Source organism: Gemmatimonadota bacterium (genome assembly GCA_040388625.1).
Taxonomy (GTDB): Bacteria; Gemmatimonadota; Gemmatimonadetes; order Gemmatimonadales; family Gemmatimonadaceae; genus Fen-1247.
Genome location: JAZKBK010000004.1, coordinates 347843 through 373470 on the forward strand (window position 1 = coordinate 347843; position 25628 = coordinate 373470).

The 25628-nt window shown below is 62.5% G+C and carries 29 protein-coding genes; 5 read left to right on the top strand and 24 right to left on the bottom strand.

What is annotated here, in order from left to right:
* Window positions 1-49 precede the first annotated feature (49 nt).
* Genes bshB1 through mnmA form a run of 4 tightly spaced genes read left to right on the top strand, consistent with a single transcriptional unit; the run spans window position 50 to window position 3778 of the window.
* Window positions 50-769 carry a bacillithiol biosynthesis deacetylase BshB1 gene (gene bshB1, locus V4529_10135; GenBank protein MES2358685.1) on the top strand — a complete coding sequence of 240 codons (720 nt, stop codon included), beginning with the start codon at window positions 50-52 and terminating at the stop codon, window positions 767-769.
* A complete protein-coding gene (locus V4529_10140; GenBank protein MES2358686.1) occupies window positions 766-1500 on the top strand; it encodes a tryptophan 2,3-dioxygenase family protein in 735 nt (244 codons plus the stop codon). The genes bshB1 and V4529_10140 overlap by 4 nt, the downstream gene beginning before the upstream one ends.
* An 11-nt stretch (window positions 1501-1511) precedes the next feature.
* Window positions 1512-2672, top strand: coding sequence for a cysteine desulfurase family protein (locus V4529_10145; protein ID MES2358687.1), 1161 nt, complete (start codon window positions 1512-1514; stop codon window positions 2670-2672).
* Window positions 2672-3778, top strand: a complete 1107-nt coding sequence (gene mnmA / locus V4529_10150; protein MES2358688.1) for a tRNA 2-thiouridine(34) synthase MnmA — start codon at window positions 2672-2674, stop codon at window positions 3776-3778. Before V4529_10145 ends, mnmA begins: the two co-directional genes overlap by 1 nt.
* Window positions 3779-3980: 202 nt before the next feature.
* Here the strand turns inward: mnmA and dnaJ are convergent, their stop codons facing one another.
* From dnaJ to V4529_10215, 13 genes are all read right to left on the bottom strand, one after another.
* Window positions 3981-5129, bottom strand: a complete 1149-nt coding sequence (gene dnaJ, locus V4529_10155) for a molecular chaperone DnaJ (protein ID MES2358689.1) — start codon at window positions 5127-5129, stop codon at window positions 3981-3983.
* Between the two features lie 4 nt (window positions 5130-5133).
* Window positions 5134-5691, bottom strand: a complete 558-nt coding sequence (locus V4529_10160) for a nucleotide exchange factor GrpE (protein MES2358690.1) — start codon at window positions 5689-5691, stop codon at window positions 5134-5136.
* A gap of 1 nt (window position 5692) precedes the next feature.
* A complete protein-coding gene (locus tag V4529_10165; protein MES2358691.1) occupies window positions 5693-7009 on the bottom strand; it encodes a competence/damage-inducible protein A in 1317 nt (438 codons plus the stop codon).
* A 60-nt stretch (window positions 7010-7069) separates the two neighbouring features.
* Window positions 7070-7750, bottom strand: coding sequence for a CDP-alcohol phosphatidyltransferase family protein (locus V4529_10170; protein ID MES2358692.1), 681 nt, complete (start codon window positions 7748-7750; stop codon window positions 7070-7072).
* Between the two features lie 5 nt (window positions 7751-7755).
* A complete protein-coding gene (locus V4529_10175; GenBank protein MES2358693.1) occupies window positions 7756-8433 on the bottom strand; it encodes an ADP-ribosylation factor-like protein in 678 nt (225 codons plus the stop codon).
* Window positions 8434-8439: 6 nt separating this feature from the next.
* Window positions 8440-8949, bottom strand: a complete 510-nt coding sequence (locus V4529_10180; GenBank protein ID MES2358694.1) for a roadblock/LC7 domain-containing protein — start codon at window positions 8947-8949, stop codon at window positions 8440-8442.
* Window positions 8950-8963: 14 nt separating this feature from the next.
* Entirely contained in the window at window positions 8964-9233 is a 270-nt protein-coding gene (locus tag V4529_10185) for a hypothetical protein (protein MES2358695.1), read from the bottom strand.
* Window positions 9234-9242: 9 nt separating this feature from the next.
* Window positions 9243-9833 (bottom strand): recombination mediator RecR, encoded by a 591-nt coding sequence (gene recR / locus V4529_10190; GenBank protein MES2358696.1) that lies wholly within the window; start codon window positions 9831-9833, stop codon window positions 9243-9245.
* Complete coding sequence (locus V4529_10195) at window positions 9834-10151, bottom strand: YbaB/EbfC family nucleoid-associated protein (GenBank protein ID MES2358697.1); 318 nt, start codon at window positions 10149-10151, stop codon at window positions 9834-9836.
* A gap of 24 nt (window positions 10152-10175) precedes the next feature.
* Window positions 10176-11648, bottom strand: a complete 1473-nt coding sequence (dnaX, locus tag V4529_10200; protein MES2358698.1) for a DNA polymerase III subunit gamma/tau — start codon at window positions 11646-11648, stop codon at window positions 10176-10178.
* A gap of 256 nt (window positions 11649-11904) precedes the next feature.
* Window positions 11905-12141, bottom strand: a complete 237-nt coding sequence (locus V4529_10205) for a hypothetical protein (protein MES2358699.1) — start codon at window positions 12139-12141, stop codon at window positions 11905-11907.
* A 161-nt stretch (window positions 12142-12302) separates the two neighbouring features.
* Window positions 12303-12983 (bottom strand): phosphoribosyltransferase, encoded by a 681-nt coding sequence (locus V4529_10210; GenBank protein MES2358700.1) that lies wholly within the window; start codon window positions 12981-12983, stop codon window positions 12303-12305.
* Between the two features lies 1 nt (window position 12984).
* Entirely contained in the window at window positions 12985-13209 is a 225-nt protein-coding gene (locus V4529_10215; protein ID MES2358701.1) for a hypothetical protein, read from the bottom strand.
* Between the two features lie 338 nt (window positions 13210-13547).
* Between V4529_10215 and V4529_10220 the strand changes: the two genes are divergently transcribed.
* On the top strand, window positions 13548-13973 hold the full coding sequence (locus tag V4529_10220; GenBank protein MES2358702.1) for a CBS domain-containing protein: 426 nt from the start codon (window positions 13548-13550) through the stop codon (window positions 13971-13973).
* Window positions 13974-14003: 30 nt separating this feature from the next.
* Here V4529_10220 and V4529_10225 read toward each other — a convergent pair whose 3' ends face one another.
* The 11 genes from V4529_10225 to V4529_10275 form a co-directional block, all read right to left on the bottom strand.
* Window positions 14004-14843, bottom strand: a complete 840-nt coding sequence (locus V4529_10225; protein ID MES2358703.1) for a YihY/virulence factor BrkB family protein — start codon at window positions 14841-14843, stop codon at window positions 14004-14006.
* Window positions 14844-14916: 73 nt separating this feature from the next.
* Window positions 14917-15321: a YtxH domain-containing protein gene (locus V4529_10230; protein ID MES2358704.1), complete on the bottom strand. Its 405-nt coding sequence runs from the start codon at window positions 15319-15321 to the stop codon at window positions 14917-14919.
* Window positions 15322-15323: 2 nt separating this feature from the next.
* Window positions 15324-16637, bottom strand: coding sequence for a sigma-54 dependent transcriptional regulator (locus V4529_10235; GenBank protein ID MES2358705.1), 1314 nt, complete (start codon window positions 16635-16637; stop codon window positions 15324-15326).
* A gap of 14 nt (window positions 16638-16651) precedes the next feature.
* Window positions 16652-16942 carry a hypothetical protein gene (locus tag V4529_10240; protein MES2358706.1) on the bottom strand — a complete coding sequence of 97 codons (291 nt, stop codon included), beginning with the start codon at window positions 16940-16942 and terminating at the stop codon, window positions 16652-16654.
* A 6-nt stretch (window positions 16943-16948) separates the two neighbouring features.
* The gene (locus tag V4529_10245; GenBank protein ID MES2358707.1) at window positions 16949-18364 is read right to left on the bottom strand and encodes a class II fructose-bisphosphate aldolase; all 1416 of its coding nucleotides are present in this window, start codon (window positions 18362-18364) and stop codon (window positions 16949-16951) included.
* A gap of 8 nt (window positions 18365-18372) precedes the next feature.
* Entirely contained in the window at window positions 18373-19731 is a 1359-nt protein-coding gene (locus tag V4529_10250; protein MES2358708.1) for a glucose-6-phosphate isomerase, read from the bottom strand.
* Window positions 19732-19754: 23 nt separating this feature from the next.
* Window positions 19755-20531: an MBL fold metallo-hydrolase gene (locus V4529_10255; GenBank protein ID MES2358709.1), complete on the bottom strand. Its 777-nt coding sequence runs from the start codon at window positions 20529-20531 to the stop codon at window positions 19755-19757.
* 54 nt (window positions 20532-20585) lie between these two features.
* Window positions 20586-21995, bottom strand: a complete 1410-nt coding sequence (gene pyk / locus V4529_10260) for a pyruvate kinase (GenBank protein MES2358710.1) — start codon at window positions 21993-21995, stop codon at window positions 20586-20588.
* Window positions 21995-23107, bottom strand: coding sequence for a transaldolase (tal, locus tag V4529_10265; GenBank protein ID MES2358711.1), 1113 nt, complete (start codon window positions 23105-23107; stop codon window positions 21995-21997). The genes pyk and tal overlap by 1 nt, the downstream gene beginning before the upstream one ends.
* A complete protein-coding gene (locus V4529_10270) occupies window positions 23076-24470 on the bottom strand; it encodes a glycosyltransferase family 2 protein (GenBank protein ID MES2358712.1) in 1395 nt (464 codons plus the stop codon). The genes tal and V4529_10270 overlap by 32 nt, the downstream gene beginning before the upstream one ends.
* Entirely contained in the window at window positions 24467-25525 is a 1059-nt protein-coding gene (locus V4529_10275) for a HEAT repeat domain-containing protein (GenBank protein ID MES2358713.1), read from the bottom strand. Before V4529_10275 ends, V4529_10270 begins: the two co-directional genes overlap by 4 nt.
* Between the last annotated feature and the right edge of the window lie 103 nt (window positions 25526-25628).

Sequence of the window (25628 nt, forward strand, 5' to 3'; positions counted from 1 at the left end):
AGCATAAACCGAATGACGCAACCCGCGCCGGCGCCGTAATTTCATGCGCATGGCAGATGTGGAAATACTTGCGATCGCGGCGCACCGCGACGACATCGAGCTCACGTGCGGCGGCACTCTCATCAAGTCCGCGCGTCAGGGCCACACCACCGCGATAATAGATCTCACCGCAGGCGAAACCGGCACCCGCGGCTCTGCCGCGCTCAGAGCGCAGGAATCCGAGGCCGCCGCCAGGATCATGGGCGTCGCTCAACGCATGAATCTGGGACTTCCGGACGCCGGTCTGGTGAATACGCCGGAAACGCGTGCGCTGCTTGCGATCGCGATTCGTAAATTACGTCCGCGCATCGTCATCGCACCGCCGCTGCAGGGGCGCCATCCCGACCACATCGTGGCCGGACAACTGGTGCGTGACGCTTGTTTCATTGCCGGCCTCGCGAAGGTCGCACCCGAGACACCGCCGCACCGCCCCAGGAAAGTGATTCACGCGATCGCCTTCCGTGAGGATCACGTCAAGCCGACGTTCGTCGTGGACATAAGTGACGTGTTCGAGGATAAGATGCGCGCGATCCGCTGCTACGCGTCGCAATTCGACGGCGCGATTCAGGCAGGCGAGGTGTATCCCACGGGTGAGCCGTTGTACGATGTGATTCGACATCAGTCGGCGCATTACGGGTCGCTGATCCGGACTCGCTTTGGCGAGCCCTTCTACACCACTGAAACCATGCGAGTCGACGACGTCGGCGCGCTGGAGGTAGCGACGTTTTGACAGATGATGAGCCAACCTACCCGACGTATCTGAAGCTTGCAGAGCTGCTGTCACTGCAGGTTCCGCGCAGCTCGCCCGAGCATCCGGACGAATTGCTGTTCATCACGGTGCACCAGTCGAGTGAATTGTGGTTCAAGCTGATATTGCACGAGCTTGGCAAGCTGCGGGAGTCGATCGCGAACGGGCGCGTGCTCGAAGCAGTTGAATCCGTTGGCAGAGTGAACGGGCTCATGCGGATCGTCACGGCGCAGCTTCATGCGCTCGACACATTGTCGCCGCAGGGATTTTCGCAGTTCCGGCACAACCTCGGGACATCCACCGGTGGCCAGAGCGCGCAGTTCCGCGCGATCGAGCTGATATCGGGGTTGCGCGATCCTGGCTATCTGGAATATCTCAAGTCGCAGCAACCACTGGATCCGATCGTCGAGCGAGCACTGTCGCAGGCATCACTCCCGGAGCTGTTCGCACAGTTGCTGTCGCAGCGCAACCTTGCAGCACGTACCCTGTACGCGACCGATGACGAGCGCGAGCTTCGACTACTGGCCGAGGGTCTGTTGTCGTACGAACAGGAGTTCGCGATGTGGCGCTTCCTCCATGTCGAGGTTATCGAGCGCGTCATCGGTCCTGGCACCCCCGGCACCGGCGGTTCGCTCGGCGCCAAGGCCCTCCGCGACACGCTCGGCAACCGCTTCTTCCCGGAGCTTTGGGCGGTCCGGGCGGAGTTTTATTAGCTTTCATGGTGATGGCACAGCCTCCTATCTACCTCGACAACGCCGCAACCACTCCTGTACGCGAGGAAGTGTTCGAGGCGATGCGTCCGTTCTTTGGACCGAAGTTCGGCAACCCGTCCTCGATCCACAGCTTCGGCCGCGAAGCGCGTGCCGCCCTGGATGAGGCGCGCGAGCGCCTGGCCACCTGTCTCGGTGCGCACCCGGACGAGGTATCGTTCAACTCATGCGGCACGGAAGGTGACAACACCGCTGTTCTCTGCCTGTGGCGCGCGATGCGCGACTCGGGACGCAACGCAGTCGTCACAACGCCGATCGAGCACAAGGCTGTGCTTGCCGCCGCGCACGAAGTAGCGCACGAAGGCGGCGAGGAGCGCATTCTCGACGTCGATTCGAATGGAGTCGTCGTCGATGCGTCGTTCGACGAGCACGTTCGGGACGACGTCGCGGTAACGAGCGTGATGTGGGTCAACAATGAGACCGGCGTCATTCAGGACATCCCTGCTCTCGCGCAGCGCGCAAAGCAACGTGGCGTCGCGTTTCATACGGACGCTGTGCAGGCATTCGGCAAGGTCGCGATCGACGCTCGCACGCAACCGTTCGATCTCCTCTCTATCTCCGGCCACAAGATTGGCGCGCCCAAGGGCATTGGCGCGCTGTTCATTCGCCGGGGTACCGCGTTCGAGCCGCTGATTCGAGGCGGCTCGCAGGACCGCGGCCGCAGAGCCGGCACGGAGAACCTCGCATACGTTGTCGGTCTTGCGACGGCCGCCGAGTTGGCTGTGGCGGAACGCGAGCAGCACTGGAAGGAGACGGAGCACATGCGCGATCGCCTGCAGGCGTTGCTGCTGGCGGCCATTCCCGATGCAGTAGTGCACAGCCGTGGAGCGCGACGCGCCCCACACGTGCTGAACATCTCCGTTCCGGGTACCGATAACGAGTCGATGCTGATGGCGCTCGATCTGCGCGGCATCGCGTGCTCGGGCGGCAGTGCGTGTCAGAGTGGCAGCGTCACGCCGAGCCATGTACTGTCAGCGCTGGGCGTCGAGCCTGCGCTTGCAAATGCCGCGGTGCGGATGAGCTTCGGGCCGATCAACACCGAGGCCGATGTGGATCGCGTGGCCGAGCTGTTTCCAAAGCTTGTGGCGAAAGCCAGGTCGATGGCCGCGGCCTGATGCTACCGAATCGTGTCCTCGTCGCGATGTCGGGCGGCGTGGACTCCTCCGTCGCCGCCGCGCTGCTGGTGGAGCGTGGCTATGACGTAGTTGGCGTCACCATGAAGCTGTTCTCGGACGGGTCGGAAGTCCCCGATCGTCCGTGCTGCTCCCTCGATTCCGTCAACGATGCCCGGCGCGTTTGCGAGCGGCTTGGAATTCCGCACTACGTGCTGAATATGGAGAGCCGATTCGGCCACGATGTCATGGATGACTTCGTCGCGGAATACGTTGCCGGTCGCACGCCGATTCCATGCGTGCGCTGCAACACGTTCACCAAGTTCCGCGATCTGCTGCACACAGCTGACAGCATCGACGCACAGTGGATAGCGACCGGTCATTACGCGCGCGTGCGTGACGGTGAACTGCTGCGCGGAAGCGATGACGCGAAGGATCAGACCTACTTCCTCTGGGGGATCGATCGCGCGGTGATCTCGCGCATGATTCTCCCGGTCGGTGAAATGACCAAGAGCGAGACGCGCGCGATCGCGACGCGGCTGGGTCTCACGATGGTCGCCAACAAGGCCGACAGTCAGGAGATCTGCTTCGTTCCCGACGGTGATTACGTGAAGGTGATAGCACAACGCGCCGGCGCTGATTCTCCCGCGTTGCAGCGCGGCCCGATCGTGCACAGCGGCGGCCGCGTCCTGGGCGAGCACGATGGCTATGCGCGTTTCACGGTTGGACAGCGGCGCGGGCTGCCGGGCGGATTTGCGGAGCCGCTATTCGTCGTGGCGATACGTCCGGAGGACCGCGCCGTTATCGTCGGACCGCGCGAGGAGCTGCTCGGTACGGGTGTCGCTGCAACTGAAGTGAACTGGCTTGTGGAGACGCCGCCCGTTCCCGGCGATGCGGTGCAGGTACGCATCCGTCATCACTCGCCGCTCGCGCACGGCGTGATACTGCGCGCAGGAGATGGGGAAGTCGAGATCGCGCTCGATGAGGCTGTCGTCGCGATATCGCCCGGGCAGTCGCTCGTGATCTACAGCGGGGACCGGCTGCTAGGCGGCGGATTCATCGCTTCGCCACGGCGCGCACGCACGGAACTGCCGCTGCTGGTGGGATAGGGGCCAGGCGCGTACACATCCGGCGGACATCCGGATCCGATTGCACGTAACGGGGCCAGGCGCGGATATATCCGGCGGACATCCAAATCCGATTGCGCGTAACGGGGCCAGGCGCGGATGCATCCGCGCCCTACGCAGGACCACCAATTCGGCACGGCGTTTGGCGTCGTCGGGCAGGACCACCAAATCGGCGCGTGGTCGGTTAGTATTTCAGGCCGCCTGCCTCCGCGAACTCGCGCATCATCTTTGCCTGCTCTTCCGTCAGGTTCTCTGGCGTGGCAATCGTTACCTCGACGATCAGATCGCCCTTCTCACCGCCTTTCTGCACACCCTGGCCGCGCACACGAAACCGCTTGCCGCTCGGAGTGCCTGAGGGGATCTTGATCGCGACCTTTTTGTCATCGATCGTGCGCACACTGATGCGCGATCCCAGCGTTGCCTGCGCGATGTTGAGCGGAACGGACGCGATGAGGTCGAGTCCTTCGCGTTTGAAGAAACGGTCCGGCTGTACGACGAATTCGACGATGAGATCTCCGGCCGGGCCGCCATTTGCGCCGCGGCCGCCCTGACCCTTGAGCCGCACCTTGGTGCCGCTGTCGGAACCGGGAGGTACGGTGATCATCACCTTCTTTCGAGTGCGAACCTCGCCACTCCCGTTGCATGTCGGACATGGCTGCGACGGCACCTGCCCCCGACCCAGACAGACCGGACACGGTCGATTCACCGCAAAGCCGCCCTGGCCGAACGAAACAGTGCCGCGTCCCGAGCACTCGGGGCAGATGCGCATCGATGCGCTCGGCGCAGCCCCGCTGCCGTGGCACGTCTGACATTCTTCCGTAACCTCGAGCGTCACCGGAATCCTGCCACCGGTCACAGCGGTGCGGAACGGCACCTCGACCTGCGTCTCGACGCTCTGCCCGCGCTCGGGCGCGCGACCGCGACCGCCCGCGCCGGCCGGTCCTCGTCCGGATTGATTGAAGATCGAGCTGAACAGATCGCCCAGACCACCCAGGCCGCCGATGTCGACGTTGCTGAAGTCGAATCCTGCCGCGCCGGGCCCTGCCCCTGGGCGACCGCCCGAAAAGCCGCCAGGAGAGCCGCCCCGCGCTCCACTGAACCCTTCGAACGCGCCGAGCCGGCGCATCTCGTCGTATTGCTTGCGCTTTTCGACGTCGCCGAGGACGTTGTTCGCCTCGGAGATCTCCTTGAAACGCTCCGCAGCCTTTGGATCGTTGGCGTTCGCGTCGGGATGGTACTGCTTGGCGAGCTTGCGATACGCCTTCTTGATCTCGTCCTGCGAGGCGCTCGACGAGACACCAAGCACACCGTAGAAATCCTTCGTCTGGGCCACGTGCTTACTGGTACTGCTTGACGACTACGCGCGCCGGCCGGATCAGCTGGCCATTGAGCATGTAGCCACGCTGAAAGACCTGCGCGACCATGTGGTCTTCATCCGGAGTGTCCGCGGCCTGCGTCGAGACCGCCTCATGCAGATTGGGATCGAACGGCAGCTCCAACGGATCGATCACCTCGACGCCGACACTCGTGAGCGCCTTCAGGATGTTCCGCTCGACCAGTTCCACCCCTGTGACCAGCGTCGCGCAGTCAGTCACCGCCGGGTCCACGTGCGCGAAGCGCGACAGGTCGTCCAGCGAGTCGAGCAACATTTTGATCAGATCGGCCTGGCCGCGCGCGCGCGCCTGCTGTGCTTCCTTGGCCGTGCGCTTGCGGAAGTTGTCGTACTCCGCGGCGAGACGCAGGTAGCGGTCGCGCTGGGCCTCGAGCGCGCCGTTCTCGTCGACATCACCGCGCGAACGCGCATCGGCCTGTTCGGTCGACGCCGAAGGCTGCTGGCCGGCATCTTCTGACTGGAAATTGTCGGACTCGTTTTCAGACGGATTTTCGTTTTGCATTTCAGATTGCTGGCGTTTTGGGCAGATCCCGAACTGTACGGCGTATCATATCGAGTGCCGCCTGCGCGGCCCGGTAGCGAATCTCGTCGCGATTCCCAATAAAGTGGAAAACTCGTGCCTTTGCGTACGGAGTGATAGGGGGCTCGCCATCCGGACGTGGAATCGGCGGCCGCCCTTCTGAGACATCGACAGCTATCCAGACGGTTCCTACTGGTTTTTCAGGAGTTCCGCCGCCGGGCCCCGCGATTCCGGTGATTGATACCCCGATCTCGGTTCCGAGTCGCAGCCGGACTCCCTTGGCCATCTGCAACGCGACGGGCTCGCTCACGGCGCCCTGCTCCACCAGGTCCGAATCCAGGACACCGAGCAGCTGCCGCTTGACACGATTGTCGTAGGCGATGAGTCCGCCGTGAAAAACGTCACTCGCGCCGGCTACTGCGGTGATGTGCTCACCGAGCATTCCACCGGTGCAGCTTTCTGCCACAGCAATGCGCAGTTTCGAATCGCGACAAGCGTCGATCACAATCGATGCGAGACTCGTGCTGCCCTCGCCGTAAATCACATCCCCCAGATTGTCGCGGAGCATCCGGGCGCCTTCCGCAAGTGCCGCGTCGGTATCCACAGAGGAGCGGTCCCTGGACGTCAGGCGCAGGTCGACACCGGCGATTCCAGGAATGAAGGCGAGCGACAATCCGTTGACGCCCTTCCCAAGTTCGCCGAGCTTGTCGGCGATCGACGATTCGCCGACACCGATAGTGTGCAACGTCATCGATCTTACGACGGTACCTTCGCCGGCAAGAGCGGCAATGCGCGGACGCAGCGACTCCGTGAACATCGTGCGCGCTTCACGCGGAACGCCGGGCAGTGTCGCGACCCAACGTCCGCGCTCATCGGTAACCAGCACGCCTGGCGCGGAGCCCACCGGATTCGCAATGATCTCCGCGCCACGTGGAATCATCGCCTGCTTGTAGTTGCTCACCGGCATCGGCCCCTTGCGCGCGTACGCGATCCAGCGCTGCTCGAGCCACTGTGCAATCGAGTCGTCGCGCACCAACTCGCGATCGAACAACTTCGCAACCGCTTCGACCGTCATGTCGTCGGCGGTCGGGCCGAGTCCGCCTGTAGTGATCACCGCACCCGTGCGATTGATTGCCTCACGGAGCGTCTCGACAATGATGCCGACGTCATCGCCACACGTGGTGTGGCGCGCGACGGTTACTCCGAGACTTGCGAGCTCGCGGCCGAGGAAGCCGCTGTTCGTATCGATGGTGAAGCCAAGCAGGAGCTCGTCACCGATTGTTACGATTTCGACGTTCAATTGCAGGACCGGTCAATCGTAAATTGTGTCGCCCGATCGCCATACGGTGTGGCGTACTCGTCAGCGTGTCTGGCCCGCGAAGACGCGCGCGTACTGCCGCACGTAGAGCCACAATGAGTACAATGTAAGCACTACGGCGGTGACCATGGCGAGTGCCCCGACGGTTCCATTGAACTCGGCGAATGCGTGCCACGCCGTGGAATCCCAGCCGCGCTCGTTGGCGACGGTCTGAGCGCCGAACCAGAAGAATGCGCTGCCGACCCAGAGCGACTGGAACGCCGTCTTCCACTTGGCGGGACCGATCGCGGAGATCACGTGCCCCCGGCGCGCGGCGGCCCGGCGGAAGAGCATCATGAAGACCTCGCGGCTCACGATGATGAGCACCACCCACCACGGCAGCGGGACTGATCCGACCGGCGTCATGAAGGCGAAGTGGGACGCCTCGCCGCTACGGTCGAGCAGCGGCGCCATCCAGTTGGCGCGCCCCGCCATGAGGATGCTCATTGGAATGAGCGTCGCGAACAGGAGCAGCTTGTCGGCGAGCGGGTCCAGAAGACGGCCCGTGTCGGTCACGCTGTTCCGGGTCCGGGCGAGATGGCCGTCCACGTAGTCAGTTACCGCCGCGATTACGTAGAGCGCGAACGCCGAGTACCGGATTGTGGACGATGGAAAGAACGGAAGCACCCCTATGAAAGGAGCCGCCGCGATTCGTCCCACGGTTATGGCATTCGGAAGATTCATTTCCCTTACGCTAGCGACTTCAGCACCATTTTGCTAACTGCCTTAAGTGTATCGAACACGCCGTCACCCTGAACCGCAACCGCCTCGAAATACGGCGCCCGTCCGACCCATTCTCCGGTGGAGATCTGTTCGGTCAGATTCTCGTTGGCGTGATAGGGATCGGGGGTGAGAATCTGGCGACTGGAGTCGTCGACTTCCCAGCCGGGATTCAGATTTTCCTGGAGCTGCTGCAGCGGCGCTGCGTTCGACAGATCACGTTTGTTGTACTGGATGACGAACGGCATCTTGGTGAGATCGTAGCCGTATTCCGCCATGTTGTCGTACAGATTCTGCATCGACTCGAGGTTGGCCTCTGTCCGATCCAGCTGCGAATCGGCGACGAAGACGACCCCGTCGACGTTCTTGAGGATCAGCTTCCGGCTGGCGTTGTAGTACACCTGGCCCGGAACCGTGTAGAGATGGAACCTTGTCTTGAAGCCGCGGATGGTGCCGAGGTCGACTGGCAGGAAGTCGAAGAAGAGCGTGCGCTCGGTTTCGGTCGCGAGCGAGATGAGCTTGCCGCGAGTATCCGGCTTGACCTTGCCGTAGATGAACTCGAGGTTGGTCGTCTTGCCGCCCAGTCCGGGGCCGTAGTACACGATCTTGCAGTTGATCTCGCGGGACGCGTAGTTGATCATCGACATCGCGCGCTACCAGTTGAAGAGCTCGTCGATTTCCGCATCTGCCCCATGTAGCAGATTCGGCCGAGACGGCTTCTCTTCGCGCGAACGCGAGAAGATCGCGTCAATCACCACGGTCAATTCCTGAACGGCCTGTTTCATTCGTAGTCGTACGAGCCCCAGGGTTGTACGGTTGTCGAAAAGGACCACGAGGATGAGCCGGCGTGCAACATCCGCGAGGTAGATGGATTCCTTTTCGCCCTGATGAAACAAGGTGCTGAAGTCGCTCTCTCCAACAAGTTTCGCTAGCTGATCGTTGGCACTGAAATCGGCCGCTGTGAGGGTCGCGAAAGTCGTCGGATCGAAGGTCGGCTGCTCGCCAACGGTCGCCACGAGCTGGCCCGACCGGTCGACCAGGAGCGCGGAACGGGAGTTGGTATCGGCCAGGAACCTCTGAAGCGAATGGGTAATGGCGACGGAGTCATCTTCCGTGAACGACCATGTGCCCGACCCGCCTGACTTTGCGCTGCCACCTGCCATCATTCTATCTCCATCTAGGCGAGAGCCCTTTCAACGTGCTTGAGTAGCCGCACCGCCCGTCCCCGAAGCATCGGGCGCGGTTCCCAGGCGATGTATTCGCGCAGAAGGTGGGCTGTGGCGACTGTCGGTTGCCCGGATAGGTGCCCGAGAGCAGCGAGTCGCCTCACAGGATGACGACTGAACAGGTCTCTTCGGTACGCGTGCTGTGCGCCGGACCAGGTCGCGAGACCTGCCACAAGGCCGCCGAGCAGGCCGGCGACGAACCAATCACGATTCTTACTCATTTGACACCTTCATTGCATGACTCTCCGGGCCGACAGAGCCTGGGCTATCGTCACCCCGTCAGCGTACTCCAGATCGCCGCCAACCGGGAGGCCGCGGGCGATCCGTGAAACGGTCAACGGATAGCCAGCCAGCCGTCGCTGAAGATATAACGCCGTCGCCTCTCCCTCGATGCTGGGGTTGGTCGCAATTATCAGCTCCCGCACTCCGCCGGCGGCCACGCGGGCCTCCAGGTCGCCGACGGCCAGGTCGTCGGGGCCGATCCCGTCAAGCGGGGACAGGCGGCCGCCCAGAACATGGTACGTGCCACGAAACTCACCAGCCCGCTCTATCGCACCGATATCCGACGCCTCTTCCACCGCGCAGACGAGCGCCGGATCTCGACGCGCATCGGCACATATCGAACACAGTTCGTTCTCGGTGAGGTTATGGCAGCGGGCGCACGGATGTACGCGCTCGGAGATCGTCAGCAGCGCTTCGGCGAGTCTGCGGGTCTGCCCAGCGGGCTGCTTGAGCAGGTGATACGTGAGCCGCATCGCCGTCTTCCGGCCAATTCCGGGCAACTTCGAGAGCTCGGTGGCGAGATCTTCTATCGCTGACACTCAGAATGGGAGCTTGAACGGTAGATCCATGCCGCCGGTCAGCTTGCCCATCTCGGACTTTGCCAGTTCGGCAGCCTTTTTCTGCGCGTCGCGAACGGCGACCATTACGAGATCTTCGAGCATCTCCACGTCGGCTGGACTCACGACGCTGGGATCGATCTTGACCGTTGTGACCTGTCCCTTTCCATCGGCTGTCACGGTCACCATGCCGCCGCCAGCGGTTGCAGAAACGGTCTGCTTCTCCAGCTCCTCCTGGATCTCCTGCAAGCGGCTCTGCATCTGTTGCGCCTGCTGCATCAGCTTCATGAAGTCAGCCATATAGGAATCTAAAGAGTTGTACTCTCAGTCGAGCAATTCGAGGTCGAGCGCGTCGATTGCCGCGCCGAGTACAGGATCTTTCGCTCGCAGCATCTGAGCACGCTCCGACCGCAGCTGGTCATCGCTCAGCCGCTGAGGCGGATCGCCCTGCGACGACGCCTCCATGGCCGAGCGCATCGCAGAGAGCGGACTGGCCCCGGCCGCCGCTCGGCGCACGGGGGCCGGCGCCGGAGCAGGTGCAACAGCGGGCGCCACAGCGGGCGCAAGCGCTGCCGATGCCGCACGGACGGGCGGCGCCGGCTCCGGTGCTGCGATCTTCGCGCGCCAATCCGATTGAGCAGCCCCGGGTGCAGTCCCGCCGGCCGAACCGATACCGCGCAGTACTTCTTCGAGCGACAATGTGTGATCCAGCAAGGCGAACCGGACGAGCAGCAACTCGATCAACAATTGCTGCTGCCCGCTCTTCCGGAAGCGCGGCTCGAGATCGCTCAGCACGTTGAGCATGCGAAGTACATCACCCGATGCCAGCCGCTCTGAATTGGCGCGCAGACGCTCCGTCGCTGCTGCGGAGACGTCGGGAACACTTCCGCCGAGCAGAACTGCGAGCTGCGCGCGCAGGACGTCGGAGAATCCTGCGAGGAAGATCCCGAAGTCGACACCCTCGTCGGCGAGACGTCGCACCGCGGTGAACACGTCTGCGGCGCGGCGCTGAACGATTATGTCGATAATGTCGAGGTATTCGTCTTCCGGAACGAGGCCGAGTGCCGCGCGCACGGCTTCAGCGGTGATGCTTCCTTCGCCGAGTGACGTCACCTGATCGGTGAGCGATAGCGCGTCGCGCATGGAACCGTCAGCGGCGCGCGAGATCATCATCAGCGCTTCAGGCTCGCGCGGAATCTTCTCTTCGTCCAGGATGTACTCGAGGCGGGCGACGATATCGCTTCGTCCGATGCGCTTGAGATCGAAGCGCTGCAAGCGGCTGAGCACGGGTGCGGCTGTCTGCGCGATCTTCTGCGGCTCGGTAGTCGCGAAGACGAAGACGACACGCGCGGGCGGTTCTTCGAGAACCTTGAGCAGCGCGTTCCACGCTTCGCGCGTGAGCATGTGCGCTTCGTCGACTATGTAGACCTTGTAGCGATCGTCGCCGGACGGTGCGTACATCGCGCGCTCGCGCAGATCACGCGCGTCGTCGACGCCGCGGTTTGATGCTGCGTCTATCTCGACGACGTCGAGACTGGACGAGCCGCTCCAGATGCGCTGGCAGCTGGTGCACACGCCGCACGGTTCGCCGTCGGGTTGCTTGTTCTCGCAGTTGAGCGCCATTGCGAGCACGCGAGCGAGAGTGGTCTTGCCCGTTCCGCGGGGGCCGCAGAAGAGGTATCCATGCGCCACGCGATCACGCGCGATCGCGCCTCTCAGCGTGTTCGACACGTGGCCCTGAACGGCCACCTCGGCGAACGAGCGCGGGCGGTATTTCCTTGCTAGCGCGAGGGCCATGCGTCTGGTTTGCGGGGCGACACCCGCCCTTCGGAAGGTCCCCGCGAGCGAGGCGGGGATGAAGGGGGGCTCCAGGGGATCGGGGCAACGCAAGACACCGCATGCCGCTGCTACCTTCGGGGTCCTGACGGGGTTAGTGGGCTCGCGCCCCCCGGAAATCCCTGGAATATTCTGAAATATAACCCGCGCAACCGCTCACAGGTTGCAGATAACACCGGCCCGCGCGAGGCGGGCCGGTGTGTCCAGCAAAGGCTTATCAGGGCTTCTTGATCTTGACCGTGGGAACCTTGATCGTGGCGGAATCCTTCTTCACCTCGACCTTGGGGACCGCGACCTTGGTGCTGTCGACGCCAGTTTCAACTACCGGCGTATGCACCGTATCGGTGACAGTGCCAACGACCGGCTTCTGTACCTCGTACTCCCCTTCTCCGGTCTTCTTGCACCCAGTTGCGGCGAGAGCAATTACAGCGGCGGCAAAAATCACCTTTCTCATCCAAGCCTCCGTTACGTGTGTGTGGTGTTCGACAGCCCAAATGGCAAAAACGGCGCCGTCCTGCCGCCGGAACGATTTCCTGCCGGAATTGGCGAGTTTTCTCCGGGGTCCGCGACGGAGCTTATGAGCCGAATGCGCCAGCCGATCTTCGCAGCGATTTTCTAATTGGCAACCATATTCGAACGATCGTTCGACGCGGCTTGCGAGAGTAGCGCGCGGACTTCGTCGTCGCTCGTCTGGTCGAACACGGAATACCAGAGCCCGACGGCCTGAAATGGCTCCGGTGTTACCAGACAGACCACTTCATCAGCCGCGTCTTCACCCTGGCGAAACGATCTGCACGTTTCGGGTGCGGCGACTGGAACCGCGACGACGATGCGCTGGGGCTGTTCGCGTCTGAGAGCGAGCACTGCTGCACGCATGGTCGACCCGGTAGCTAGCCCGTCGTCGACGACAATCACGATGCAACCGCGGATGTCCGTCCGGGGCCTCACGCCGCGGTAGGCAATTTCGCGACGATCGAGCTCACGCCGCTCGCGAGCGATTACCGAATCGAGCGAGGCCCGGTCCACGTGCAGTGCGCGAATCACGTCATTGTCGAGCACGACCACGCCGTCGCTCGCGATCGCGCCCATCGCGAACTCTTCATGGCCGGGAAGACCGAGCTTGCGCACCAGAAATATGTCTAGCGGTGCACCGAGCGCACGGGCAACTTCGTACGCAACTGGCACTCCGCCGCGCGGAAGTGCAAGCACACGAACGTCCGGACGGCCGCCATACTCGTGCAGCACTGCCGCAAGCTTGCGTCCGGCATCGGCGCGGTCGTGAAAGGGGGGCGTCACGTCACCGCTTTCCCGTGCGATGGTTCGGGTCGTCGGCGGCGCGACGCGGCGCCCTTGTGGTGCCCGGGTGTGCGCTGCGCTGCACTGCCGCGCGGATGTGCTCCTCCTCCTTGCGCGGTGCCTTTGCAGTGTGCGAAAAGCGCCCGTTCGGCTGCGGCTCGGTCGATGGACCGCCCGGTCCCGCTTCCTCCTTCGCTATCTCGCGCGGAGTGCGGTGACTGCTCACCGGATGCGGTTCCACCATAGCTTGTGGCTGGTCTGATGTAGCGGTTGCAGGGGGCGGAGGCGGCGCAGGTCCCGCCGGCACCCGAGACGCGGCTGGAGTTTTCGGGGACCTGGTCTGCCTGGAATCAGCCATTCGTTCTCCGTTATCTGGTGCGGCGTTCGACACGTTGCACGAGTGAAAGAGCGCACGTATCGCGCCGCGACGGTTCGAATTGGCTGATGATCGCGTGCAAAGTTGCCGGTTTCGTCCCCATGCGACTCCAGGGAGGGTGCGATTGGGGGCACATGTTATGCGACCGCGAAAGCACGACAATCGTTCACAATGACGGAGGAGACGAAATGAAGGCACAGGACATCATGAGCAGCGATCCGGTCTGCGTGACGCCGGACACTACGCTCAATACAGCAGCGCAACTGATGCATGATCGGGACGTCGGAATGCTGCCCGTCGTCGACGGTGACGGTTCGGCGAAACTCGTTGGTCTCATTACCGATCGGGACATCACGGTGCGTCACGTGGCAAAGGGCCACAAGGGATCCGCGTGCAAGGTGCGCGAAGCAATGAGCGACTCCGTAACTACGTGCCGCACGGATGACGACGTCTCAGATGTGATGAATACGATGGGAAAGGAGCAGATTCGACGCATTCCAGTCGTTGATGAGCGTGACATGCTCGTAGGCGTCATCGCGCAGGCGGATATCGTCAGGCGCGCCGACAATGCTGTTGCAGCGGATCGTGCGATCAAGGAGATATCGAAACCGTAGGACAGGCATCGTGGCCTGTCCATGCGACCATCAATCCTCGAATGCTTCGTGCTGGCGCTTGCGCATGTGGCGTAGCTCGTAGACCTGCGCCACCTCGCCGCCCAGTATGAAGACCATCGACGCGTAGTACACCCACAACACGACGATCACGAGCGCCGCTATGGTGCCGGTGTAGAGCGAGCCGGGCTTGAACGACGTGACGTAATATGCGAACACGGATTTCGCGATCTCGAACATCACGGCGGTAAATGTGCAGGCAACGAGCGCGGTCTGCCAGCGCATCTTCTTGTATGGAAGATATTTGTAGAGGCCGAAGAACAGCGCTGCGATGAACACGAACGCCACGATTCGTCCGAGTGTGTATTCGAGCGTGCCCATCACGTCCTGACGAATGCCGAGCGCCGCCAGAACCGCGACGCCGCGTGACGACGCTATCGCGATATACGCGGACAGTCCCGTATATGCAACGAACAGGAGCGACGACACGACGGTAACCTTCACGTCGTACACCTTGCCGTCGATGATGCCGCGATCCACCTCGATGTCGAATATCGCGTTGAGTATCGAGCGCAACGACCCGAACAGTCGCGTGGAGAACCAGATGAATCCGATGGCGGAGTACAGACCCACCGTGCCACGCGCTGCAATGATCTTGGCAACCACGCTCGTCACCGGATCGCTCGTACTCGCAGGCAGGAATCGGTTGACGAGAGCAACGATCTCGTCCGTCGCGGCGAGCGTGGACTGATTCAGCAGATACGTAAGCGACGTGGCGAACAGCAGCAGGAATGGAACGATCGCGATCAGAATGTTGAACGAGATTCCGCCCGCGAGAAAAAAAATGTTGTCATCGCCGCTATTGTCCCACACGCGCCGTACGTAGTCAGCGAAGCCTACCCAAAATCGCTTGATCCACGGGCGCTCCTGGCCCACCGGCGCGACCTTACAGGCTGTTCGCTTCGCGTCGCGCCGCCTTGTTCTCGGCGATTCTGCGCTCGAGATCAGAACGCGCTTCGCTCGCGGCATAGCGGCCGGCATCCACTGCGTCGAGCACCTGGTCCTGTCCACGCCGGACCGCCCTGCGGGCTGCACCGACGCGCTCGGTGACACGATCGCGCACCTCGTTCACCTGTGACGTCACATTGTCGGCGACGTCCGTTGCGGCGTTCCGCACGCGCTCGCCGGCGCGTCGCGCGCGAGACTCGATCATGCGCCTGGTTTCGGCACCACTGCGAGGCGCGAGCAACAGCGCGATTCCAGCACCGATCGCCATGCCGAGCAGCAACGTACCGATACCAGGTTCGTCTCGCTCGATCACTACGAAGGGCTCCCGTTCGAAGTCACGCATGATTACCTCTTCCCTGTGCGGGTCGTTTTGGATTTCGGTTTTGCGGCCGTCTTGCCAGCCGCGGTCTTCCTGGGCGCGGCCTTGTCGCTCACAGGCGCTGCCGCGGCAACGGCGGCCGCGGCGAGCCGAAGATGTCGAGGCATTATGTCCTGAGCTGTCACCACCGTCCCGCGCGCCATGATCACCGCGCGCTCGACTGCATTCTTCAGCTCGCGAACGTTGCCGGGCCAGTGATACGCGTGGATCCAGGCCCACGCATCCTCGTCGAAACCAGTGAGCTGCTTGCTGTTCTGGCGCGAGAAGCGCAGCAGGAATTCGTTCGCGAGCAGCTGGATGTCGCTCACGCGCTCGCGCAGCGCCGGCAGAAACAGTTCCACCACCGCGAGGCGATAGTAGAGATCCTCTCGCAGCTCGCCCTCCTCGAGCGCCTTCTGCAGATCCATGTTGGTCGCTGCAACTATGCGAATGTCGACCGCAATCTCCTTCTTGCCGCCCAGTCTGCGCACGCTGCGGCTCTCGATGGCGCGCAGAAGCTTCACCTGGATGTCGGTGGGCATCTCGGCGACTTCGTCGAGGAAGATCGTTCCGCCGTCGGCCATCTCGAAGGCGCCCGGCTTCTCGTTGATCGAGCCTGTGAAGGCGCCCTTTTCATGACCGAACAATTCGTTCTCGAGAATGTCCTTGGGCAGTGCGGCACAGTTGAGCGCGAAGAACGGACCCTTGGCCCGGTCGCTCTTGGAATGCACCGCGCGAGCGACCAGCTCCTTTCCAGTACCGGATTCGCCGAGGATCAATACCGATGCGCTCGACGGCGCGACCGCATCGATGATCTGGTAGACTGCGCGCATCTCTTCGGACTGGCCGGTCAGCTCACCATAGTGCGTGAGCGTCTCCAGCTTGGACGCAAGCTCACGGTTCTTCTGGCCGATGGCGTACTTCTCGAGCGCTTTCGGAATCAGCGCCTTGAGGCGGTTGAGCTTCTCCGAATTGAGCGGCTTCTCGATGTAGTCGTATGCACCCTCGCGCATCGCCTGAACCGCGGAGTCGACGGTCGCCTGTCCGGTGATGATGATGCACTCGGTCGGAATGCTCCTGTCCTGGAGAGCCTTCAGCAACGACAGACCATCGACCTTGGGCATCATCAGGTCAGCGAGTACTACACCATAATCGCCACTCTGAAGCTCATCCAGCGCTTTCTGGCCATCGGCGCAGATCGACACGTCGTAGCCTTCGTCCGAAAGGATCGCGCTCAGGCCCTGTGTTATCGCCTGTTCGTCATCGGCGACGAGGATTCTGTGCTTCGTGCTAGCTGCCATGCGTCGGTGTGTTCTCAGGAATGTGGGTTGGAATCGGCCGGAGCAGATCCAGCGGAACGCGCACTGTGGCGCGACCCCGCAGCCTCCGCGACATCAGCGGCAAGATCAGCGTAACGCTTGTGCAGCCGCGTTGCAGCGTCAAGCTGCTGCACGGCTGTTTCAATAAACGGTGCTACCTGCGTGACATCGGCGCCGCGCGCGGCGCGGCTGCGTGCAACCTCGAGGTTGACAGCTACGCCGTTCAGCGCGTTCCGAACATCGTGGCCCAGCTGTCTGAGCTCGGCCGACTTGTCACGCTCATTCACAAGAACTCAGTCGCTCAGATCCGCGTCGTCAGGTGCCGCTTCGACCACTGCAAGATCGGGGTGCGGCATGGGACGATGTTGCGCGGGAGTATGAACGTACTTCGCTACCAGGTCACGCGTGTCGTGGATGTTCAGCTGCCTGAAAAGGAAACCGAACTTCTCGTCGTATGCCCTGGCCATCGTCTCCTTCACGTCGGGCGGCATGTCCCAGATCTTACGCTTGAACGGACCCAGCGCTTTCTTGCGGGTCTTGTAATAGAATTGCTCGTCCGTGTCCGTAGGCTTGCGCTCGTCCTTGGTGTTCACGTCCAGCCACGCGTAGATCTCCTTGCGCAACGATTCATGCATGTGGTCGAACAGCATGTTCTGAAAATTCGTCGCGAGGTGAATCTCGCACGTTCCGGTGCCGGGGAACTTGTGGAACAGCTCGTCCGGAAGCGTCGAGGCGCCATGTTGCACTGCACCGGCCAATCCGTATTCCTTGCGCGCGATGTCGGACAATGTGGTAAGCGTGCCGAAGTCGATCGCGACTTCCTTGATCGATCCGTCGGGAAGAACTATACCACCATGCGAGGTGCCCGACTGCACGCTGACCTTGGAAAGACCTTCCGTGCCGGGCGATTCACGACCAAGAAGATTGTTGAAGCCGTCCATGTAGGCACGCAGCTCTTCCGGGGTCGAGTTCTCGGTTCCGACTTCGCCGATCTCGCCGCCGAGCGAGATGGTGATCCCTGCCGGCTGAAGATCGCGAATGAATGCGGCGATGTCCGCGCACTGCTCGACATTGGTGCGCTGTTGCTCCGCGAGCGTCGGCCTGGAGAGATCGACGAGCGTGGACGTGTCGATATCGATGTTGTAGAAGCCCGCTGCAACGGCTTCCACCGCGAGCTGCTTGACCGCACCCGCTTCCTGGTCCGGATTGGTCGCGAACTTCTTCGCGCTGATCTGAAAATGGTCGCCCTGAATGAAGAGCGGGCCACGGAAGCCCTCGCGAATCGCGGCCGCGAGCATCACCGATGCATACTCACCCGGCCGCTGGTCGGTGTACGCAATCTCGGAGCGCGCGATCTCGAGCACGAATGCGCCAGCGTTCAGCTTGTTCGCCGCACGGAACACCGCGCGCGCCGTGTCGTACGCCATTCCGCGCACATTGATCGCCGGAACGGTGACGTCGTCGTACGCACCCTTGCCGCGCGCCATGTAGAGATCGTGGATCGACGCGGGATGAATTCCCACGGCCTGGGCTATCTCCCAGATCAGCCAACGCGCATCGGCCTTCTGGTCCTCGTTGCCGAATACCGCCTGGCGCACGAGCGTATCCATGTACGGCCCGGCAACGCGGGACGCATCGGTTATCGAGATGGCACCATTCCTGACAGTGACGGCGCCTTCGAACAACTGTTCGGTCTTCGTCTGAGTCATCGTTGAATTTAGTCTCCCTGCGACCAGCGCGGGTCGGGCTTGGGGAGGGCGTCCCACTCTGCCTTCGCCGCCTCAGCGCCCGGCCTGCCCAGCAGCGCATACGCGAATTGCTTGCCCAGCTCGACGCCGGGCTGGTTGAATGCGTTTACTCCGTACATCTGGCCGGCGTATGCGGTGGCGAGCTCGAACATCATCATGAGCGCGCCCACGCCCCGGGCATCGACCTTCTCCATTCGGATCGTGAGATTGCTCCGCCCGCGCTTGGCCAGGGCACCAGCCGTCGCGCGCTGCTCGATGTCGAGCAGCTCGCCAAGCGTGTGGCCTCCGAGATAACCGAGCTCGGTGACGTGCTCGAACGCCGATGGGATGACGATGTCGCTCCCGTGATCCTTGACGGCGATGAACGCGATCACCTTGTTGGCCGGTCCTTCCATGAACGATTGAACCTGGCTGTGCTGATCCGTAGCGCCGAGCGCGGGGAGCGGCGTGCTTCCAACAGATTTCCCGTCACTGCGATGCTTGCCGAGTGATTCTGCCCACAGCTGAACGAACCAGGCGGCGAAATCACGCAACGGATCGGCGTAGGGCATGAGCACGTCGACCACGCGTCCATGACGCACGTCGCTCATGTATAAGAGCGAGCCGATTATGCCCGCGGGATTCTGCGACAGGTCGGTCGTCGCGCATCTGTCGAGCATCGCACCGGCGCCCACGAGGAGCTCGGCCACGTTTATTCCGAGCAATGCCGCCGGAAGCGTTCCCACCGGAGTGAGCACGCTGTAACGACCTCCGACGCCGGGAGGAATATCGAGCGCCGAGACTCCGAGCTCGCCGGCGAGCGGTCTGAGAGCGCCGGTCGTGGGGTCTGTGACGAAAACGAAGTGATCCGCAATCTTGAGCCCGGCGTTCGCCACACGCTCGTGAGCGATGAGAAACTGCGACATCGTTTCCGCAGTGCCGCCGGATTTCGAAGTGACGATGAACAGCGTGCGCTCCAGCGCGAGCCTGTCGAGCAACGCGGTAATAGTCACCGGATCGATGTTGTCGAGCACGTGCAGGCGCGGATGGCCCGATCGCGCGTCGCTGGACAGCTCGTTCCAGCCAGAGCGGCACAGGGCGGTCTTGAGCGCGATCGGACCGAGCGCGGATCCGCCGATTCCGAGTATGATCGCGTCGTCGTAGCGTCCGCGACTGCGTCCCGCGAAATCGATTGCCTGTTGCAGCAGCGGTGCATCGCGGGGGAGGTTCATGAAATCGGCGACGCCCTCGCTTCGCAGCGTCTCGACTCCCTTGTGAACCGTGGCGAATGCGCCGTACGCCTCTTCCCATTCCTCGTCCGTCACACCGTTCTCGACGGCGCTTGCCATCATGTTTGTAAAGTCGATCGAAATCATATCCGTACCGTCAATCCGTCGAAAGCTGGTTGTATGTCGCGCGGCAGCTCAGCCTCGAGATCGGCGTGAAAGTTGTCGTGTGTGAGATGAGTCAGGTACGTGCGCTCGGCGCCCAGCTCCCTTGCCGCGCTGATCGCTTCAGGAAGGCTCAGGTGGCTCGGATGGTCGGTTCGGAACAACGCGTTGATGACAAGCACCTTCGCGCCACGGAGTATTGCGGCCGCTTCGGGTGGGATGCTCTTGGCGTCGGTCACGTATGCCAGATCGCCTATACGGTATGCAAAAACCGTGACAAGGCCATGCGGCACGGCGACAGGGGTGACGACGGCGTCGCCGATCGATACGGGTACACCCGGAAGGAGTGCTTCAGCCCGCCCTTCCGGCTTGCTCGTGCCAGGCAACACGCGCATGCTCTCATCGAATATGTACGGGAAGCGTTGACGCAGGCTGTCGAGTGTCGTGGGAGGTCCGTACATCGTCAGCGGCGCTGCCCGGCGATTCGTGATCGCACGAATGTCGTCCAACCCGTGCGTGTGATCGGCGTGCTCGTGCGTGAACAGAACCGCATCCACGCGATCGATGCCGTTTGCGATCAGCTGGAGTCGCAGTTCCGGTGGCGTGTCGATCAGGAGCCGCGTTCCGCCGTTTGTCTCGACCAGCGCCCCCACCCTGCCGCGCTTGTCGCGCGGATCGGGTGACCTGCACACGGCACAGCCGCAGCCGATCTGGGGCACGCCGAAGCTCGTGCCGGTGCCGAGGAACGTGAGCTTCACGGCGACCTCACGGAAGCGCTTTGCGCGGCGCTCCGCTCGAGCTCCGGTGTTGAGTCACACGACCTCCACTTTGAGCAGATTGGTCGTGCCTGGAATTCCGAATGGATGCCCCGCTGTGAATATCACGCGGTCTCCCGCAGCAGCGAGGTTGAGATCGCGCACTACCAGCTTGCCGACTTCGGCCATTTCGGTGTACGTTGGGCGCGATTCAGCGACGTGCGGAATCACGCCCCACAACAACGCGAGCTGGTTGCGAGTGCGCGTGTTGTCGGTGAGCGCAAGCACGGGAACGGGCGGCCGATGCGACGAGACGATGCGGGCCGAAAACCCGCTCTTGGTGATCACGACGACGAGTGGTGCGCCGAGCATTCTGACGGCGGCAACAGTCGCAGCCGCGATCGCGACTTCCGTTGTCACGATTCCGAGCTGCCGGTTGCGTGAATCGCGAAACTGGTGTGACGGTGGATGTTGCTCGATCTCCGCAATGATGCGACTCATCGCCTCGACGGCCAGTCGCGGATAACTTCCCGCGGCGGTTTCCGCGGAGAGCATGACCGCGTCGGTACCATCGAGTATTGCGTTCGCCACGTCGCTCGCCTCGGCGCGCGTCGGTCGAGGATTCGTCACCATCGACTCGAGCATCTGCGTCGCTGTAATTACCGGACGGCCGATCTGATTGGAGAGTGCAATGATCATCTTCTGTGCGACGGGCACTTCTTCAAACGGCAGCTCTACACCCAGATCGCCGCGCGCGACCATGACGCCATCCGAAGCACGGATGATGGATTCGATGTTGGCCAGTGCGGCGTCCTTCTCGATCTTCGCGACAATGTTCATCCACGGCGGCAGGAGCGCACGCAGTGACGTTATGTCCTCGGCGCGACGCACGAAGCTGAGGGCGAGATAGTCCAGCTCCTGCTCGATCGCGAATTTGACGTCAGCGATGTCCTTTTCCGTGAGCGATGGAGCGGAGACCTGCACACCGGGTAGGTTCAATCCCTTGTGACTCCGAAGGACACCGCCGTGAATCACACGCGCGTGTACGCGCGGTGCGCGCACGTCGAGCGCTACGAGCTCGATCAATCCATCGTCGACGAGAATGCGGTCACCGACCTTCACGTCGTTGGCGAGCTCCGTATACGTGACCGGTATTTCGCCGCCCATCTCCTCGCCTTCATGCACCAGCGTTACATCGTCGCCCGGCTTGAGGGGGAGGCTCAACGCCAGTTCCCCGATACGGATTCGCGGCCCCTGGAGATCGCCGAGTATCGCGATTGGCTGACCCAGCTCGTCGGCGATCTGCCGGACCGTGCGGATGCGCTCGGCGTGGTCGGCGTGCGTGCCGTGGGAGAAATTCAGGCGCGCGACGTTCATGCCCGCTTCCGCGATCGCCATGATCGTGTCGTGCGTTGCGGTCGATGGACCGAGCGTGCAGACTATTTTGGTGCGGCGAATATACGGCATCAGATCTTGCTGGAGTGGAGCTGCGCGACCTTGGCCTTGATGCCGGCGGTCATAGTCTCGAACGATTTTTCGAAGCTCGCGATGCCTTCGCGCAAGAGCGTATCCGTTACGTCGTCGAGGCTGACACCCGCCTGAGCGATCGCTGCCAGCTCCGCGCGCGCCCGGGCCATGTCGGCATCTACCGTGCGTGCAACCACTCCGTGGTCGCGGAAATCCTCGATCGTCTTTGGCGGCATGGTGTTCACCGTGTCGGGACCGATCAGGTTCTCGACGTAGAGCACGTCACGGTATGCGGGATTCTTGGTACTGGTGCTCGCCCACAGTGGACGCTGAACCCGCGCACCTTTTGCCTCGAGCGAGTTCCAGCGTGCTCCGCCAAACTTCGTTACGAAGAGCTGATAGGCCATCTTGGCATTGGCGATGGCGGCCTTCCCCTCGTACTGACGCGCGCTACCGCCGATGGCCTCGAGCCGTTTGTCGACCTCCGTATCCACGCGACTGACGAAGAAACTTGCCACGGATGCGATCTTGTCGATCGGCAATCCCTTCGAGACGCGCGCTTCGAGTCCATCGATGTAGGCGTCGATCACACGCTCGTGCGCCTTTACCGCGAAAAGCAGTGTGATGTTCACATTGATGCCGTCGGTGATGAGCTGCCTCACGGCCTTGGCACCTTCCACCGTTCCAGGGACCTTCACGAGAAGGTTGGGACGGTTGACCGTTGCCCAGAGCCGGTGTGCTTCCTCGATCGTGGCTGCCGCATCGTTCGCCAGATTGGCGGAGACTTCGATCGAGACGTAGCCGTCGTCACCGTTGGTGCGGTGGTAGACATCCGCGAATACGTCGCACGCGTCGCGAACGTCCTGTGTCTCGACCAGCTCGAACAGCTGCTTGACGTCCAGCGATGCCGGCGCTGCGCGAAGCTGATCGTCGTACGCAGTGCCCTCGGCGAGCGCCTTCTGAAAGATGGTCGGATTCGAGGTCATGCCGGTGAGCACATCGTCCGTGAGGCGGCGCTCGAGATCACCGTTGTGCAGCATGGTACGATCTATGTAATCGAGCCAGATCGACTGGCCCGCGTCATGTAACGCCTGAAGGCGATGGTTGTCCATTGTGGTGTTTGGGTTGACGGTCGACAAAATACGCAGCGGCACGAAAGAGCAGGAGGATCTGACGGTATCCCAGCGATTCGATCACGGCGTACGCGAGCAGCCTTGCGGCATTGCTTCGTCCGTCGTTACCGGGAAGGAACGTGACCTGGAACACCACGCTCCATATAGATAGGAGTATGCCGTATCCGACCACGGACGCCAAGTAGGCCCAGGCAAATGACGAATCGAGCACTCCCGTTGCGAGCCCTGCGACGAGGCCAAAATAGCCCAGCAGCTCCAGAATCGGTGCAATAACGACTCCGAGCCAGAAATACGGCATCGCAACAAGGCCAAACATCCCGTATTCCGGGTTGAGCAGCATTACCGAGTTGTGGACGAGTGCGCGGCGCAAGCCCCGCATCCAGGCTCTGCGCGTTCGGCCGATGGTCGTCAGATCGCCCGAAACGACGAACCATGCAACCGGGTCGGGGATGACCGGCATCATGGCGTTGATGCCGTTGTCGGTCAGATATCGCGCCATCCGCATGGCGATGTCGACCGCGGGCACCTCCACAGTCGCGTCGAAGCCACCCATTCCGAAGATGTGCTCGCGCTTGAACATCACCGGATTGCTCGGCACCACGATGTTGCTTGCGACGCGATTCCAGCCCAATCGCAGATACACAAAATTGCGCAGAAATTCAATAGTCTGGCACCCGTCCACCCAGCCGCGGCCACGCCTGAGTGTGATCTTCCCGTCCCGCAGCTCCGCGCCACTCACCGGCCGGAGGATGCCGCTCGCGCACGCCACGGACCGATCCAGCAGAAACGGGCGCGACAGCCTCAGCAACGCGTCACGCTCGAAGACCACGTTCGGACCAGCCGCGACCGCATGCGGATATCGCGCGGCATTGATCGCCGCGTTCAAGGCGTCACCGATCGATGTGTCCGGCATGTCGATGCAGAGCAATCGCGGATACGTGCGCGACCGGTAGTAGGCGCGCACCGGCTGCGTGCGCACGTTGATCGTGAAGGCCGGAGGAACCTCGTAGAGTTGCAGCGCGGCAACGAGATTACCGAGAGAATTCTCCGCCGCGCCGTCGACGACGAGAATTACCTCGAAACGCGGATAGTCGAGCCCGAGCAGCATCGCCGCGATCTCGACCGGCGGCAGCGGCGAATGTTGCAGCGAAGCTATGACGGAAATCGGAGGGAGCGCGTCGGTCCCGACCAGTGCATGGAAATATTCGTCGTCGGCCAGCTGCCAGTGCGACCACAGTTCCGGAACCGCACACATCAGCAGAATGGAATGAAACGAGTTGATGACGAGAAAGAAAATCATGATTGTCATCATCACCACGAACAGAATGCCGGCTATCGTCATCCCGCTGACAACTCCGCGACGCTGGCTTCCGACAGTCCGATCACCAGCATCGCCATGTCGCGCGCATACCTGTCGGCATTGTCGAGCGCTTCTGAAAGCGCCTGCGTCCCGGGAGTGCCCATCGAAGCCAGTGAAAGCCCGGCACGGAATCGGACCCACCAGTTGCTGTCGGTAAGCGCGCGAGACAGCTCCTGCACCGTGCGCTCGTCGGTCGACCCTGACAGCGCACGCGCTGCCTGCGCGCGTACCCGCCAATCCGAGTCGCGAAGCATCGAGAGCAACTTCACCTGAACCGTGTCTCCGGCTCTGCGACGCAGCACGCGCGCCACGGCAACCCGCACTTCGGGATGCGGATGCGTCGAAAGAGTCGCGATGCGCGCCATGCAGTCGGCGTCATCAAGCACGGCCGCAGCGTGGATATACGCATACAGCTTGTGCGGCGGCGCGTCTGCGCGAATCCGCGCGAGCAGCATCGGGCCTGCCAGCGACTGGTAGCCCCGCAGTACGCTGAGCTGATATGCACGCACCGCTGAAGATGCCGACGAGAGGCCGTCGATGACGGCAGTGAGCAGCTCATCATCGGCGTAGCGATTCAGGCACGTGGTCGCCGCGCTCTGTACTGCAGGGTGGGAATCCGACAGCAACTGCAGGATCGTAGCACGATCTTGCGCGCTCGCGAGAAGCGAGAGCGTGCGTGCCGCAGCCAGTCGTTTCCACCACATCAGCGAGCGAGCCCCGTCGATCGCCTGACGCACCCACGGCTCCCGGCGCAGCATCTCCACCAGCGCGTCACGCTCGGCCGGATGTACGCGCTCCAGTCCGAGCCAGACCAGAGCCTGCGCGGTGTCGGCGTTCGATGCACTTCGAAGCGCGGCGAGGACTTCGGGCGCGCCGAATTCGCCCGACAGCAGCCGTCGTGCATTGCCAGCGCCTTCGTGAGCACCGGTGCCGGCCATGCTAGCGCGCGATCGCCGCGCATAGTCCAACGCACCCGCCAGCGTGGCCAAACCGACCTGCGAGAGGCCGATCACGACTCCAACGAAGCCGTAGCTCAATTCGAACGACCGTTCGATGAAGTGTTTGAAAAGAGGCGCTGACCACGCTTTGACATCGGCTCAAATATGCCAGTCGGGGGCAACGGGCGTTACCCCGCGGGGT